We start from the raw sequence: 15,323 nt of genomic DNA, 5'->3' as shown, positions 1-15,323 counted from the left end.
TCGGAATGCCCTATCGCGGCACACAGTGACTCCGGGTTTTCTCTAGCTTGAACTTTAAGTTTCAGCAAGGTCGGAATGCCCTATTGCGGCACACAGTGACTCCGGGAGTAGAAACAGACTGACAAGGTGTCAGAGTAGTCGGAATGCCCTATTGCGGCACACAGTGACTCCGGGTAAGTAACCTAGATGGAACTCTATTTGAGTCGGAATGCCCTATTGCGGCACACAGTGACTCCGGGTTTAACCAAGGGCAATTTTCGAGCTTTTAGCGTCGGAATGCCCTATTGCGGCACACAGTGACTCCGAGAGCAATTTTCAATGTTCAATTCAACATTTAAAATTCAACATTTGCGCCTTGGGGCCCTGGACTATTAACGACATCCAAAAGATTATTCGCCAGCCTAATAACAAAGAAATCAGGGTAATGGAATTTTGTAGAATGATAGAATTATAACCCCTAACTAACCTCACCAAAACGGCCCGTCAGCACAAGCCCGCCGCGGCCGACGGAAAGGGAAATGTAAGCCGACCGAAGGGAGGTGTCACTTCCTTTTCCGCCGGACTCAAAAGCGGTGGGATTGGGATGACTAGTATTCTGGAATGCCCTATTGCGGCACACAGTGACTCCGGGACTCTCTAGGTCGTAAATTCGGAAAAGAGTCGGAATGCCCTATTGCGGCACACAGTGACTCCGGGGAGATTGAACTATAAATACAATTCTTATGAGTCGGAATGCCCTATTGCGGCACACAGTGACTCCGGGCTCGCGGTGCTGGTCATTATCCTCAACTGTCGGAATGCCCTATTGCGGCACACAGTGACTCCGGGCTGTCTTTGGTACTTTTGGTCGGGAAAGTCGGAATGCCCTATTGCGGCACACAGTGACTCCGGGAACAAAAAATCCTAACCGTTCAAGGGGTCGGAATGCCCTATTGCGGCACACAGTGACTCCGGGAGTATGAGCGGTTTTACCGCGACCAGAATGTCGGAATGCCCTATTGCGGCACACAGTGACTCCGGGAGCTATTTTTTGTAACTACCTGATTATCAATACAATTGCGAAATAAAAAATGTATGGCAGAATTCATAATATGATTTAAATCGCTTACGTAAGCTTGAAAATACGGTTTTTATGTCAATTTTAGAAGAGGTGATTAATGGCGATTATCACGTTGTAGCGATGCATAAAGTACGCCGCCACGTCACTTTGTAATGGTACTGGCCACCTCTTTTTTAGACTGACGCCTGGAGGCAGAAAGCCGAGCGTACCGCTCCTTGCCACAAACCTCTCCGAAGCCGAAGCTGTGGCATCGTCCAACACCGAGGCCGAAGGGCGGGATGAAGTTAGCACAGGCCACCAAGTTGAACGTTACGAACTGATTCCCGTGCCAACGGGTCATTTTCACCTTGTCTACGCTAAGGATGCGGGCTTCGATTTGCTTGCGATCGAGGTTGGGGTCCGCAGTTTCGGCGAGTGCCCGGAGGTGGCCGGTGAGGCAGGAGCCGAGGAGTTCCAGGCGGGCAGGTTCGTTACCTTCCAGTGCTTTCCAGGCTTTGTAGTTTTTTTTGTTGAGGGGGAGGTATTGGTAGAGGCCGAAGGTGAATTGTTCAGGTAGCAGTTCGGGTGTCCAGGTAGACACCTCGAGCTTAAAGTCGGTGGTGCGGCAGTAGCGTTCTCCGATGAGGAGATCATCCGGTAGTGCCGTAAGCAGGTAGCGAAGGATGGCATCTGCCCCAGTGCCAATGCCCTGGATACGGGCCTTACCCTTGTAAACGCTGTACTCAACGAGGGGGTAAGCATTGCTGTATTTTTCCACGCCCTGCTCGGAGTTGTCGAAGCCATTGAACAAATGATGACCAGTGCCAAGACAGCCGATGATGGCAGCGCGGAGTTTAGGGATATCTCCGGGGTGGAGGGAGAAGGGGAAGGTTAGGGTTACGATTTGCATAAATAGAGGGGGATTAATTGATGATGATTACTCCGCAATGAATTCAACGCCGATAACCGGAGACCCCGGCAGACCGCTATCTCTTGCCGTTACGACTGCGTGGTACTGCTTGCCTTTTTCCAGAGGGGCTAGCGCCATAACCGCTTTGCTTTTCAGGGTTAGCTTTTGAGTTTGCCCCGAAACCTTAAAGGAGTGCCATTTACCAAATTTTCCTTCATAGGTCAGCACAACGGTTTTCCCAGTTACTTTGGGCTGCTTATTCTTTTGTTCTTCTGCTTCGCGCTTGCGCTGCTCTGCTTCACGACGGATAGCACGTAGCTTTGGGTCTTCCCGTTCATCCCGTCTACGCTCACGATCGTTGCCTTTCGCCTGATTTTGTTGGCGGTTACTGCGCTTATCAGTGATGGTAGCACTCCTAAAGGCTTCTGTTTCGAAATTTCTAAAGGTGGCTAAATCTGCATCCAACTTCTCAGCCGAAGGAAAGTCAATAGTTTCCTCTACGAACCGTCCATAATTGAGGCGTGATTTTGCCCCTACGCCGTATTCCAGCAGGATGGCTTGAAAGAGTCGGCGAATTTCCTCGGCGGTAAGGCTTAGGGCAACCTTCCCGTCTTTATCGGGCTGGGTCAGTTGGTCCGGCAGCCGGAAAGCGAAGGAGAAAGAGACGCCAGGCATGACCTTGAGCATACTGATGGGCGTCGGGTTTTTGTAGCGGTCGGGCGGCACGTTTTCTCCCTCCGCATAGTGTACGTGCGGAGTGATGTTATCGGGGCCAAAGAGATCACCGGAGGCCGCCACCACCAGGGCATCGTGGAAAATAGGCTGCGCCAGTGGGGTGGATCGACTGTCGAACAGTTCCGCTTCCAGTACTTTCAGGTCCAGCTTATCGCTTCTCTCTTTCCCCACGATTCCAGTAAGCGCCTGCTGCAGCCAGGCGATTTTAGCCTTGGCGGTGTTGCGGTACCAGTCCTTTTTTTCCGGTTTAGCGTCGGTGGCCCGGTCATGATCCCGTTGTGGGAATACGGATCGAAGGATGCCCTTAACGGTAGCTCCGGGGATGACGGGCAGGCCGGTGGTGTGATCGAAGGAAAAACCAGCATTGAGGGCTTGCTCGGCGGAAACAGCATGGCTGTAGCCCAAGCCGACAAGAAGGCCCGGGTAGGTGGTGGTTAATTCGAAACCGCTTGCTTGTCGGCCACGGTAGACTTCGCGGTTCTGCTTACTGGCCTCATTAGTTAACCTGGTGGTGAACAGCTGGTGGTTGCGGAGGCTGAAGTGATTGTTGTAGGCTTTGAATTCGGTAGGTTGCCTTTTTTTGTCTGGCGGATCTAGCAGGTATTTCTGGCTAAAGCCACCAATTCTTGGCGTCCGGAAGGTAGCGCGGCGAAAGTCTTTTGGAGTAAATTGTTTATTCTTTTTTTTCGCCCATTGTCGGTTTCGTTCTTCCCGTTCTTCGTGCTCTTTTTCCTTGACGTCTTCGGCAGCCTCGTGTCGTTGTTCTAAGGTTTTCAACCAGGATGCTTGATCCAGTACCTCATCGTATTGATCATCGAAATAGAAGCGAGAATATAGCAGCCCGGGGTTTGTCGTCTGGTTCATGCTTTCGGGATTTTATAGGTACGGATGGCCACTTTGATGGCGGCAGTAGCGGTTTCGAGCTGGCGTTGAATGCGGGGAAACTGCTTTTTGTCCTGCTTAATCGCCCAGTAGAACATATTGGAAGCGCTGGCCAGCGACTTTCTTTCAGTTTCGGGCAGCAGCTGCAACTCGTCGTCCGACAGCATACTTGTGATGAGGTTGAGGACGGGTAATTTTGCGGCAGCACCTTTACCGGCATCGTCACTGGCGTAGATGGCAAGGGTAGCGATGAGCCCGGTAGCGCGCAGGGAAGGGCTTAGTGCCGCCACGTAATTGGGAATAGCTTTGTCTACCCTACCACCCGCTTTCACCAGGCCGGAGGCATCCAGCTTGGCCAGGGCAACGCGGAGGTAGTCTTTATTCAAGGTGTACATATCAGGCTTTTTTTAGGGATGACCATTCGGTGAATCCGTAGCCCACGGTGGCGTTGGCCCCGATCTGGACTTCAGCCTTATCGTTAAGCAAGGTGGCCAATGCCCGCTGTTCCGCATCGGGGCGGGTATTGGTTATCCGGGTATAGAAGCGGGTTTCGCGGGGGACGATCTCCTCATACCACAGGTTTTCGCTGATGCCGTTGTTGAGTACGTTACGGGCCAGAGTAGGCATTTGTTGGCAGTAGTTGGCAAAGTCGTCGACGTCCAGTAAGGCAATGCGCTCGCCGAGCAAAGCCTGGAGCGCATCTACCGGCGGTGTGGGCGTTTTTCGCCTTCCGCGTAGTTCCTCCAGGTAGATGATGTCTTCCGTCCCCCCCAGGCAGACGGGCTCTCCTTTTTTGGTTGATGTAGCAGCCAGGGCAGCAAGCTGTGTTTGCGCTTGTTCGGATAGGCAACCTTCGTTAGCCACCAAAAAAGCGTTTAGTAAAACCGGTGTTGTGGCCAGGTAAAACAGCTGGTGGCTACTACGTAATGGAAGGGCCAGCAGCTGGGCGTCATGGAACAAGTGAGAGCCCTGCTGAAGGTTAGCCGCCTGGCCCCGGCGGTTGTCAGAGCCAAAAACGTGGCGGATGAATGCATTCTCGGTAACTTTATCCGGCTTTCCTTCACGCTTCGTGACCGAGGGAGGATGGTGGTAGTTAGCCAGTTCACGCAACGCCCCCTTCAGGCTGGAGGCGTGGATGGTGGGCAGTCCGGAAGCGTAATCGCGCTGGACCACCTTATCAATATTACCAAAGGTATTCGTGCCTGATCCGGGATGAAGGTTAGACAGGGCCCGGATGAGGTAGTGATGGCTGGTGTAGGTAGTTGACATAGTGTTTAGGCTTTTGGAGTGATGGAGGCGACAGCGCAGTGGTTGTAGCCAATGGTATGGAAAGCAGTCTGGTTTTCAATCTGCTGTACGACGGTGTCTGCCTGCTCCGTAGGGACCAGCAGTACCCCACCCCGCTCGGCAAGCTGGAAGAGGTCGCTTTCGCGGCGACGGCCCTTTTTGGTTTGGTTCTCAGTTGTGGTTTCGGTATCGTCTTTGGTTTCGCTGCGCCGGAGGGAAGCGAAGCTGGTAGTATTGTCAAGCCGGGAAGAAAGAAAGCGAAAGGTCTTGACGTTGGCCATTAGAAAATAATCTGGGTGGTCACGGCATTTCGCGAACAGCTTTTCCGGCAGGAAGGCGTCTGAAGTGAGCACGATGCGAGCCGTACCGGATAGCGATTTGGTGTTGGTGCGGTAGGTAGGCGTAGGAACGAGGTTCAGGTCATTGGCAACGGCAACGGTCATCAGGAAAGCGGAACGTTCAGCACCGAGGAAGACAAGCCTTGCTTTTTTTCTTTCCTCTGCATCTGTACCTCGGCTGCGCTCGGCATAAGCGCCAACTTCGTTGGCTGCGCCCTCATTTGTCAAAAAGGCATCCAGAACGTTACCCTTAATGGCAACGCGGAAGACGAAGGAAAAAGCCGGCGGATTGTCTTCATTTACCGGCAGGGTTTTACACGCAGAGCGAAAAGTTTGGCGGAAGAGGCCTTCTTCATCTTCCTCACTGCTTTCCCCAGGGCGATACAACCGATTAGAGATGCGGTTACCGACGAGGGTCACGGAGGAAAAGCAGTCGTCCAGATCGTGTGCGAACCGGCCATCTTCCCGCACAAAGCGGGCATAGCGCGGCGCTTTGGGATTGTAGTGCTTCAGTTTCCAGTTTCCGCTCTTGGTTTTCTGCCAGCAGAAAGCGTTGGTTGTTTTTTTGTCTTTGTTTTCATACGCTCCATCGTCGAGTGGCTCGGGCACCCAACGCTGTTTACCGTCGGTGAGTAGCAGGGGGCTGAGGGCATCAATGACGCCGTAGTCGGGCTTATCGTCAACGACAAATCCGGTGGTGCCAACGAGCGCTTCAGCTGCTTGCTGGCGGTTATCGTTGGTATCGTAAGGGGCGAGCAAGCTATTTTCCCGTAAGAGTTCGTAGCGCAACATACCGAGCAGACTGGTTTGCTGCGGCAGCACTTCCGACTTCACGAGGTAAGACCGCCGCCGTTTTTGTTCTCCAGACTGCCCGAAGGTGATCTCGCTGCCAAAGAAGAAGCGTGATTCGGGCGTGAGTGTTATGGTGTAGTAGTTAGGCGAGGACATGGGCGGGGGTAGTTTTCGGTAGGGTGAAAGTCATCAGGCGGAGAATGGCGTAGGTATTTCTGCGGGGCGCAAAATCCGGATCGTCTAGCGAGCCAGACAGCTCATTAATGCAGGTGTACAGTTCGATGAGTTTGTTGAGTGCGGCACGGTTTTGGCCATGAATGGGCTCGTCGAAAAAGTTGTTGATGATGTTTTGCAGTCGCTCCTCCGTCAGGCTGGCGCCCAAAGCATCAATGAGGGGCTCGAGTTCTTGCAGCTTGAAGGTGAAAGAAGACAGAAAGTCCTGTTCCGTACGCAGCGTTCGTACTTCGAGGAATTTTTGCAATAAAGGCTTATCCATTACGCCCGTGAAGAAGCTGCCGGAATGACGGATGAAGCGAAAAGCGATGGCGTCTTTAGCTCCTTTGGTTTCGCCTCGTTTCCACTTAAAGGATTTAGCGCGTTCGAGTGCCGCGTAACTATCACTTTTGGCCTCGAAGAGGGGATATTTATAATGACTGAGCGTCACCCCATAGGAAAGTGATGGTTGTGGTGTGAAACTACAGGCCTCTTTAAAGGTATCGTCGATAGCATTGATCAAGTCAAAGACGGTCTTGGTGCCATAGGCGACTGGTGCAAAAAAGAGCAGGTCATCACCACCAATGTAGATGGCACGGCCACCGTGATCATTGATGACAGTGGCGGCCGCTGCGGCGAAATTGGCTAGTTGGCCGGAGAAGCGCTCGATGGCCAGGCGATCATTCCCCAGCCCTTCAATCACCTGACCGAAGTGATCGCCGTCGGCGTGAACGATACAGAAGTATTTATGAAAATCCTGGAAATGGTCTCGGAAAGCAGGAACTTCTTTATTATCGAGTCGGCGATAAAACTCCTGCAGGACGGCATTGTCGGAAAGCGGATCATCCGTTGATCCATCCGTTAATTCTTCCTGGCTTTCCGGTGCTTTGAATTCACTGGTACCGACGATGTCAGTCTGTAATGCCTGATAGGCCGCGTCGTTTTTGTGGTAGAGGTCGACGGAAGCGATTTGCGCCGTACTCGGGAAGAAGTCAAACAGGAGGCGTACGCCACTTCTAGTATGGGCGGCTGAAATTTCGTTATAGGTATTTTGAGCATTAGCGGCTAATCCACGTTGGACCATAGTGGCGCGGTAGGGCTTTTCGAGCAGGTCAACCAGGGCGTTTTGCTTCAGGTTGTCGGGGGAAAGCAAGGCTGGAAAAAGCTCTTGGGTATCAAGCAGGCCATTGAGGTCGCCCAGTAGGTTAGCCGAGGCGTTTCCCTGTGGTAGCCAGACATGAGCAATGCGGAAGAAGTCTTTGAAAAATGCGGCTCCGCCAGCCAACTGATCCGTGGTAGCTTTGATGGCTTCATCACGGATGGCCACAAACTTAGTCTGTAATTCTTCCGGGCTCCCTCCTCCCGGAGCGGTATAGGCGGCGTAGAGCCGATCATGATAAATGCCGGCACCAAACAAACTACTGGAAGGCACTTCCGGGGGCGCGGCCGCAGGTGCCAGGGAGGTTGATTGAGCAGTGTAAACGCCGGGGGAAGTCGGAGACCATACCTCAAGGCCGTTGTTTAGGGCTGCTCGCACGAGCTCTCGCATAAGGGTAGAGAAGAGGTAGCTAGCTGTCCAGAGTTCGCGGGTTTTACGGGCACTCAAGATGGTATCCACCACCGGGCCGGTGGAAATGCCGAGGTAATGGGTGGGAAGTGTGCTCATGCGGGGAGGATGTTTTGGGTTTTGCGGTTGCTCTCGATCTGGCCGAAAATGTTTTGCAGGGTTTGGCCAATTTCCTTATCCCGAGGGTTTGGGGTGATGAGGGAGTCTTCCACTACGGACTTTTTAAAGAAGCCGTCGATAAAATCCTTCATGATGAAGTCGGGGAAGACTTTGAGCTGACCGGGGTTGCCATTCAGCTTACCGACGGGCGCGCTACCGAAAGTGACCTTAAACGTATGGTCGAGATAAGCCTTGCTGGGGGCTTGTACGTAGACGTAGACCGTGAAGCCTGCTCCTGTTTTGACGGGAACGAGCGTAAATGGTGAAGGGGCCCGGTCGATGCTTTGGGGGGTTCCGTCTTTAGTAGACTTTTTGATGACAGATTTTTTATCGTACGCCATCCATGTTTGATTGGTTGACAGGCCCATTACATCCCTGATAGTTCCTTCTTTCCGATTACCGTCCTCTTTACCCTGCCCTTGATACCAAGCGGGCCATTTTCCGGTTGCTGGTTCTACGTGGCTGGGCGTATCGGTTCTGCTCTTCTGGTTATTATAAACGCCATAGCCTGCGGTTTCCTTTATCAATTTTTTCTCCCATACCCGGTCTTTGCTGGCGGCGTAGCTGAAGATCAGCGGCTTCATGTAAATTTCAATATTGCGATTGAATGTTCCAGTGTCGGGATCAGTGATTTTATTCACCCCTGTTCTAACCACCCGATTGAACAGTTCCAGGTAGCGGAAGAGCTTTTCGTAGTCAGTGGTATTTAGATAGAATTTAAAGACCTCCTCTTCTGGTGGTTTTACAGCTGGGGAGAATGAGCCAAAGCCTTTGGATTGGCGGGTGCCGAAATTATTGGCGTAGAAGAAGGGCGTAAGGAGGCTTTCCGGGGAGTCGTGGCGGAGGCACTTAGCTAATTCAGCGTCTGGCGTGGTAATTTTCAGCATGATTACCCGGTGGAAGGTGACCAGGCGGACGGTTTCCTCCGGTTTCTTTTCGTTGCCTACATCGGCGAAATAATTCCCAAACTTATTCGCTTTTTCCTGGTGTACGCCGGCTACTTCGTCTTCCGGCCGCGAGAAAATTTTCAGGCGAAAGTTGAGCGATTTTTGCCGTTCTTCATCGCTGTTGCTGATCCACAGCGGGTGGTGCTTTTTAATGTAGCCCCAGCCATTGTCATAAAGTTGTTTTTCGGTGTACCCTGCAAGTTTGTCTTTTCCTCCTGCAGCTTCCCAGCCCATACGGGTGATGATGAAGCGGTCCAGCCGCGGCTTCACTTCAGTAGCCCGGAGGGTGGCCCCCTGCTGATCGGCCTGGAAGTGGATGAGGGGGGTGTGTTGATAGAGGGGGATGGGAATGGTGTACATGATTATAGAGTTTTTAGCCTGCGGGACAAGCTAGTAGCGCATAAATGAGGGGAATGGATAGCAAAATCAAATAGGCAAGTGCAACGACGACCAGCCGCCAAATGGGAATACCTCGCACCGGTCTCGACCATGCTCTAGGCTGTACATCGGTGTTTGTTGATGACGTAAGTGTTGAAGACTCTACTATTTCCCCGGGGTAGGCCCACCAGCATAATCTGACGGATATAACTGCAGCAAGTAGGGTTAGGCCAAAAAGGTATTTAGGGTTCTGCTCGAGACATGTCCCCATATAGCCTAGGTCATGGACCGCAATAAGTAAGCCAGGCGCGAGGAAGATGGCACCGAGTACGGCGAGGATATCTGACCTTCTTTTTTCACTTTCTTCTTCGCGTTGCATCCGTTTTTTTTCGGCTGCTAATAGCTGGCGATCGGTTTCTTGTCGTACGTAATTTTGTAGCCGTTCAATCTCGTCTTGAAGTGCGGTTACTTGGTTAGAAATCCGAGCTTGTTGTTGAAGTAAATCATACAGTTCTATACCTTGTTGTTGGGGTGTTACTTCCCTAAAGTATATCTGGTTGACAAAGCGGATATATCTACGATTGAGCAGGCTGGCCTTTTCTGCTTGAGCAGGGTCTGCACCGTCGAGTTTTGAAATATGAGTAATATCGTCGGAGAAGCGCTGGATAGAAGCGCGCTGCACTAAGACGAGTTCGGCCAGACGATAATAAATGGTTTGCAGATGGGTTACCAGGTAGGCGGAGTAGCCACTGCGTAAAGTAGGCAGGGACTTGGTCAGGAGTACCATGCTGTATTCTGTTACGCCGTACAGCGTGCTGTAGTTGCGCCACCGAGCGTAAGTAGCGGGAATAGTGGTAGCTTCCTGATCGGCAGGGTCTTGTACAGACCTGTATTTAGCGTCGACGAAGATGTAGCGGTACCACCAGTCGTCTAGGCGATACTCTTCGCGACCAGGTTCGCCCCTAGCGATGCGGCGTGCGAGCCCATCATTGCCATACCAAGACAGGACGAACATACGATCATCAAGTACTGGATAAATATCGTAGCCATCTTCAATTCGGAATAAAAATGGTTCTAGAAATGCCGGCAAGTTGAATTTGAATATTTCGCCTTCTTTGAGTCGTTGTGCGAGGTCTTGGTTCCAGTTTTCTCTTCTGGGGTTTGTTCCATCGTTGAAGTCAATCTCGATCCAATTAGCGATTTCTGCCCCTGCTGGTGATTTGCCTACAAATTGGGTTTCATCAAACTGGGCTTGGTGCCCTACCTTGTCCTGATCGATGAAGTAAAACGGAGGATATACCCGGCGGCCGAACTGGTTGATACGGATAATGTCCTCGGGTTCGCCCTGGCTCGGTTTTCGGTTGTTTAGATGGAAGCTTAACACCCCTACCCCACTATAGTAGAGGTGCAGGAGGATAGAGTCAATCTCTAGCGTATACTCCTTACTTTTTCCATCGGGGCCAGGTGCTTCAAACTTATAGATTCCTTTACCTGGAGGGAGGTTGTAGGTAAAGTGGCCGATGAAATTTTGTTCTTCTTTATTATGTGTATCGGTTTGGTAAAGCACTTCTGCAACGTAGTCGAAGAAGTAATTGAACTCATTGTAATCGACGACCCTTTCCAAGTTAAAATCGCTTCGTTTCCACTCGGTAGCCTTTTCAAGATCGAGGTGATTATGGATCAAGTCATGGAACTGATTAATTTCATAAGCTGCCCCATCTTCTTTTTCCCACTTGAAGGGAAGAAGAAATACATGGTGACTGATAAGCTCTTGTGATGTTTCCTTTTTTTTAGACATGTTCGTTGACTTTTTGCCAGCATATCTTACACGCCATCGCATCCCCCAAAGCATTATGTCGCAGCAGTCCCTCTTGGGTAGCAGCAGCCTTTTGCCCCTCCCCCACCCTGCCGTCCGCAGAACTTACTCTTGCACCTGCGTCCGCGCCCTGATGATTTTCGTAGGCCAGATCAAAGCGATCGGTATCGATGTCGTAGCCCTTAGCCTCCAGCAGTGTGGCTAGGTCGCGGACGATGTAATGGACGTTTTTGGGCAGGCCGAAGGCTCCGCCGAAGAGTTCGCAGAGGAGCACCCAGTCGTAGGCGGGTACGTCGGCCCAACAAACGACTTCCCCGAGCTCTTCGAGGTATTTCCGTAAAGCGTGAGTTATTTTTTCCGGGGTATCGCGTAGGTAAATGCCGGTGGGTAATTGGGCTCGTTGCTCGTCCGTGAGCAGGAGGTGGGGCACTACATTATTCTGATGCCACGGCGATAGCGTGGTAGTATCAACGTCGGTAAACACCGCGTAGAACCAGGGGCCCTCATCGGGTACGATGGCAAGGGAAAGCAGGGCGGCGTTTTGGTGTAGACCAGAAAATTCCGTGTCTAAGAAAATGTGTTGCAAAGGGAAACTGGGTGTGTGATGGGCAAAAATCAAACGTTAAGAAAATAAAGAAACGTATGCCAAACAAGCAGAATAGCAAAAATAATTGGCGGCTTTACAAAAAAAGCAATAGAGAATTATGAAATTAAAGGCATCGGCCGTTGAAGAGTTGCCAAGGAGTTTGGCGATTCGTTTTTGATAAAGTTGCTTATTAAAGTCTCGTTCGAGGATGTAAGTGCCTTGCTTCCAGGCAGAGGATCAGGCTTCTGGTCGCTAAGTTCTGGGTCTCCCCTACCCTGTAACCTTAAAAAACCGCCTTCATTCGCTCCCTAAAAAGCTAATGGAGGTGGTTTTTTAATTATCCTTCAGGCTGCTTTTGCGAGAGTCGGGCAACCGATGTTTGCTCAGCTATTTCAAAGAGGATCGGGGGGCCAGGGTTTAGGGATAATCTACTGGAAAGCCCAGCCGGATCGGGCTCTCTTTCCTACCGCCGCACCACCCTAACCGTCCTTCCCCTACCCTCCCGGCTATACAAGCGCAGCAGGTAAAGCCCCGCTGGCAGTCCTTCCAAGTCCAAACTATGTGAGTTTTGGAACACGAAGGTTTGGAGCCGTTGCCCCGCGGCGGAGTAAAGCTCACCGTTGAGGCGGTCGTTTTCGGAATAGTTGAGGTAGAAGGTTCCGGAGGTTGGGTTGGGGAAATAATTCAGGGTGCCGGGGAGTTGAGAGCTCGTGCTGACGTGGAAGTCTGAATCATCACAGTTTTCGTCAATGCCGTTGCCGGGGATTTCTTCGGCGGCGGGGTTGATGTTGAAGTTTTGGTCGTTGCAGTCTTCGTAGAAGAGGAAGCCGTCCTGGTCTTCGTCGAGGAACTCGACGAGGGTGGAGGTGACGGTGTTGGTGATGACGGGTTGGTTGAAGTCGAAGTAGATGCCGGCGGTGTTATCGATGGTGGAGAAGTCGTCGAGGTCGGGGAAAGGCTGGATCTCGAAGGTGACGAAGCCCTGGCTACCGGGGAGGTTGGTGGTGCTGTCGGGAAGGAGGATGTCTTCGAAGAGGAAGATGAGGGTGCGGTCTTCCCGCACGGAGACGCTGTAGGGGTGGCTGGCGGCGAGCGGTTTGAAGGTTTCGAGGTTGAGGGATTCGGAGATCTGGTCCTGGATACGGACGGTGAAAGCCGTGTCGTTGCCCGTGTTTTGGAAACGGATGGTGTAGCGGAGCGTTTCGTCGAGCTGGGTGTAGTTGCTCATCGAGGGTTCTGGCCTGCTGGGGCTCACCTGCTTGTCGTTGGGGTCGATGGCGCAGCGGAGGATTTCGCGGTAGGCGAAAGTGTCGGAGGTGATCATGGCTCCTTGTCCGTCCACTGCACCTGCGACCGCGCCCAGCTCTACCGGCAGCCCGGCAAAATTCTCGTCCGGCATCCGGAAGCGAATCCGGAAACGCTGGGAAGCATTCGGCTGCAGGGTATCAAAGGCAAAGGTGAGCGTATTCTCCTCCTGACTCAGCGGCACGACGTCGGAATTGAGAAACTCCATCTCCTCTGGGAAGTGGACCCTCCCCTCCCCCGCCAGCGGCTGGCAGCCGTCGTTAATTATGCTCAGCCAGAAGTCGTGCTCGAAGCCGCAGCGGATGGTGCCGGAGTTGAGAAGGGGGCGGAGGGAGGAGGGGCCAGCGACCTGAGCGTAGCCAAAATTGAGTTGGTAAGTAGAGTCAATTGCAAAGGCGAAGGTGTAAGAATCCGGCGTGGTCATCGCCACGCAGCAGTCAGGATTGTTGATGGTTAGCGTGTACGTTTCTCCATCTTTCACCGGTAGGCGATACGTTCCATCTTCCTGGCTGTAGAGCCGCCGATTGTTCCCACCGGTCACCTCCAGTATTGCTCCTGCGATACCGTCTTCCGTTTCCTCTTGCAGCCCGTTGCTATTCGCATCGTAGAAGACCCGGCCCTCGAGGTAGAGGGGATCAGCGATGGTAATGCGGTGGATTTCGCGGCCCATAGCTGGGTCCGATCCGTATAGGAAGAGCGCGTCGTCAATTACCAATAAGCGGTCAGCCTCGACCAACGCACGAAAACCTGCCCGCTCGATGTATTCTTGGTTGAAGTCGATTACGTAGCTGCGTGAAGCAAGCGCAACGTTTAGCACCAGGTAATGGCCTAATACTGCGGTGCTGTAGGGTTCCGTATTCCAGCTCGTTGGTACATCCATCATCTTACGTGTCCCCGTCCGGGAACCGTCCGTTCTCCAGATAGCGTACCGGATGGAGCCTTCATTCTGGCGCAGAAAAATGGCCTCTTCGTCGTTAATGGGCGTAAGGTTTCTGATTTCTCCCGCACCGGACATCAGTACCGTACTATCGCCGGAGGCTTTGTCTATGGCATAGAGTAATTCATCAATTGCCGCTATCAACTTGTCAGGAAAGTTGGCCAACTGCTCCCAGGGGTCCGCCGTGATCCGGTTGCCAAGCGTATCGTTGATGATTGGATACCACCCACTAAAGGTGTCGGCTCTAGTAAAAGCTGGCGGGTAGCGAACGTATACGATATCGTTCCAGTTGGTGTAGGATAAATACTCTCCCGCCACGGAGGGGCCGATTGAAGTGATTGTATTCATAGCTACATCGTAACGAGCGGCTTGAATTAAGGTGTCTTTCCGGTCAGGAAAGTAAATTTGCTCGTCCGCTACCAACAAATATGCAGGTACCAGACCTGCGGCATTGGCCACCGTATCGAGGTGGAGTATTGTAGCTTCTCCGGAGGAGGGATCAACGGCCAGCAACTCATTAATGCTTACTTGGGGAGTGCTCGTCCGGAAGGCGTTCAGGTAATACAGGGTTTCGTCCACCATCACCGTGTTACTGATTCGGTCGGAGGTGGCATCAGGGTATAAATCGATCCGCTCCCGGATCAGTCTTAGTCCGAGGTCTACTTCGATGATTTGTTGGTGCTCCGGTGAGCTGTAAAACAAGCGGTCATCGATTCGGCCGATGAAGTCTTCCCTGAGTGGTATCCGTACTTCTCCCTGGGTAGTCAGCGTGTCAATTTGCTGTCCATCGAGGGTAACCAGCAGATCGATAGTGTGTAAATCACCCGTACTTATCCGGACCAATAAGCGCCCATCGATTTCCGTAAAATCCTCAATACCGGTGTTACCGTTGCCACTATTTTCGGCCGTAAGGTTGATTACGCTGACAGCATGGGGAACGTCTTGCGCGTACAGGGAGAGGGAAAAAAGCGCAATTAAAATAGTCCAGAGAGGTCTCATACGGGGTTCCGGTATCGTTTTTTTTCAGGCACTTTTGGCAAACTCAGTGGCCCCAGGGAGGTTTCAGAAGGCTTGGCGAGGGACGCAGGTGCGGGGGGAAGTTTATTGGAGCATGGGGACCAACAACGCAGCGACCTCAAATTAGCGCTCAGGATCACCACAAAAGACCAAACAAAGGAAATGGTCGGATTCCAGACTAAAACAGCTCTGAAGCGCTGTAAAGCAGCTTTAAGGCGGTTTTGCGCAATATCAAACTGTGCTGCAAGCAATTTTAAGGGCTCTATTAGGTGAACGAGAGCCTTCTGCCCAACACTTGCATAAAGACATCTTTACATCTTTAAACACAGAAAAAAAGCTTTCCTACCCTACTCTATTTATTTCGCGTGCACAGCCTGAGTTTTAAAGCAATCTTTAAACACAGATATAAAGAAGC

Annotated in this window: 10 protein-coding genes and 2 CRISPR repeat arrays (1 of these 12 only partly in view); all 10 genes read right to left on the bottom strand. The window is 52.0% G+C overall.

Annotation, left to right across the window (positions count from 1 at the left end; all coding sequences use genetic code 11):
* A CRISPR array of direct repeats spans positions 1-307; the repeat unit is 37 nt (it extends 133 nt beyond the left edge of the window).
* 286 nt (positions 308-593) lie between these two features.
* A CRISPR array of direct repeats spans positions 594-1,021; the repeat unit is 37 nt.
* Between the two features lie 181 nt (positions 1,022-1,202).
* Positions 1,203-1,949: a CRISPR-associated endonuclease Cas6 gene (locus tag BM123_RS12175; RefSeq protein ID WP_090168860.1), complete on the bottom strand. Its 747-nt coding sequence runs from the start codon at positions 1,947-1,949 to the stop codon at positions 1,203-1,205.
* Positions 1,950-1,976: 27 nt separating this feature from the next.
* Positions 1,977-3,548 carry a type III-B CRISPR module RAMP protein Cmr6 gene (gene cmr6 / locus BM123_RS12170; protein WP_090168858.1) on the bottom strand — a complete coding sequence of 524 codons (1,572 nt, stop codon included), beginning with the start codon at positions 3,546-3,548 and terminating at the stop codon, positions 1,977-1,979.
* Positions 3,545-3,961, bottom strand: a complete 417-nt coding sequence (locus BM123_RS12165) for a type III-B CRISPR module-associated protein Cmr5 (RefSeq protein WP_090168856.1) — start codon at positions 3,959-3,961, stop codon at positions 3,545-3,547. Before BM123_RS12165 ends, cmr6 begins: the two co-directional genes overlap by 4 nt.
* 1 nt (position 3,962) lies before the next feature.
* Entirely contained in the window at positions 3,963-4,835 is an 873-nt protein-coding gene (cmr4, locus tag BM123_RS12160; RefSeq protein ID WP_090168854.1) for a type III-B CRISPR module RAMP protein Cmr4, read from the bottom strand.
* A gap of 5 nt (positions 4,836-4,840) precedes the next feature.
* Positions 4,841-6,139, bottom strand: a complete 1,299-nt coding sequence (locus tag BM123_RS12155; RefSeq protein ID WP_090168852.1) for a type III-B CRISPR module-associated Cmr3 family protein — start codon at positions 6,137-6,139, stop codon at positions 4,841-4,843.
* Positions 6,126-7,862 carry a type III-B CRISPR-associated protein Cas10/Cmr2 gene (gene cas10, locus BM123_RS12150; RefSeq protein ID WP_090168851.1) on the bottom strand — a complete coding sequence of 579 codons (1,737 nt, stop codon included), beginning with the start codon at positions 7,860-7,862 and terminating at the stop codon, positions 6,126-6,128. Before cas10 ends, BM123_RS12155 begins: the two co-directional genes overlap by 14 nt.
* Positions 7,859-9,229, bottom strand: coding sequence for a hypothetical protein (locus BM123_RS12145; RefSeq protein WP_090168848.1), 1,371 nt, complete (start codon positions 9,227-9,229; stop codon positions 7,859-7,861). Before BM123_RS12145 ends, cas10 begins: the two co-directional genes overlap by 4 nt.
* Positions 9,230-9,242: 13 nt before the next feature.
* Positions 9,243-11,045, bottom strand: a complete 1,803-nt coding sequence (locus BM123_RS12140; protein ID WP_090168847.1) for a hypothetical protein — start codon at positions 11,043-11,045, stop codon at positions 9,243-9,245.
* Positions 11,038-11,649: a 3'-5' exoribonuclease domain-containing protein gene (locus BM123_RS12135; protein ID WP_175489351.1), complete on the bottom strand. Its 612-nt coding sequence runs from the start codon at positions 11,647-11,649 to the stop codon at positions 11,038-11,040. The genes BM123_RS12140 and BM123_RS12135 overlap by 8 nt, the downstream gene beginning before the upstream one ends.
* 463 nt (positions 11,650-12,112) lie before the next feature.
* On the bottom strand, positions 12,113-14,890 hold the full coding sequence (locus BM123_RS12130; protein WP_090168843.1) for a DUF7619 domain-containing protein: 2,778 nt from the start codon (positions 14,888-14,890) through the stop codon (positions 12,113-12,115).
* Between the last annotated feature and the right edge of the window lie 433 nt (positions 14,891-15,323).

Origin of the sequence: Neolewinella agarilytica (assembly GCF_900110645.1) — a bacterium.
GTDB lineage: Bacteria > Bacteroidota > Bacteroidia > Chitinophagales > Saprospiraceae > Neolewinella > Neolewinella agarilytica.
This window is presented reverse-complemented; position numbering and strand designations above follow the sequence as displayed.

Coding starts and splice junctions, on each gene's coding strand:
- cmr4 (WP_090168854.1), bottom strand. CDS start 4,835: ATGTCAACTACCTACACCAGCCATCACTACCTCATCCGGGCCCTGTCT.
- cas10 (WP_090168851.1), bottom strand. CDS start 7,862: ATGAGCACACTTCCCACCCATTACCTCGGCATTTCCACCGGCCCGGTG.
- BM123_RS12145 (WP_090168848.1), bottom strand. CDS start 9,229: ATGTACACCATTCCCATCCCCCTCTATCAACACACCCCCCTCATCCAC.
- BM123_RS12140 (WP_090168847.1), bottom strand. CDS start 11,045: ATGTCTAAAAAAAAGGAAACATCACAAGAGCTTATCAGTCACCATGTA.
- BM123_RS12155 (WP_090168852.1), bottom strand. CDS start 6,139: ATGTCCTCGCCTAACTACTACACCATAACACTCACGCCCGAATCACGC.
- cmr6 (WP_090168858.1), bottom strand. CDS start 3,548: ATGAACCAGACGACAAACCCCGGGCTGCTATATTCTCGCTTCTATTTC.
- BM123_RS12165 (WP_090168856.1), bottom strand. CDS start 3,961: ATGTACACCTTGAATAAAGACTACCTCCGCGTTGCCCTGGCCAAGCTG.
- BM123_RS12130 (WP_090168843.1), bottom strand. CDS start 14,890: ATGAGACCTCTCTGGACTATTTTAATTGCGCTTTTTTCCCTCTCCCTG.
- BM123_RS12175 (WP_090168860.1), bottom strand. CDS start 1,949: ATGCAAATCGTAACCCTAACCTTCCCCTTCTCCCTCCACCCCGGAGAT.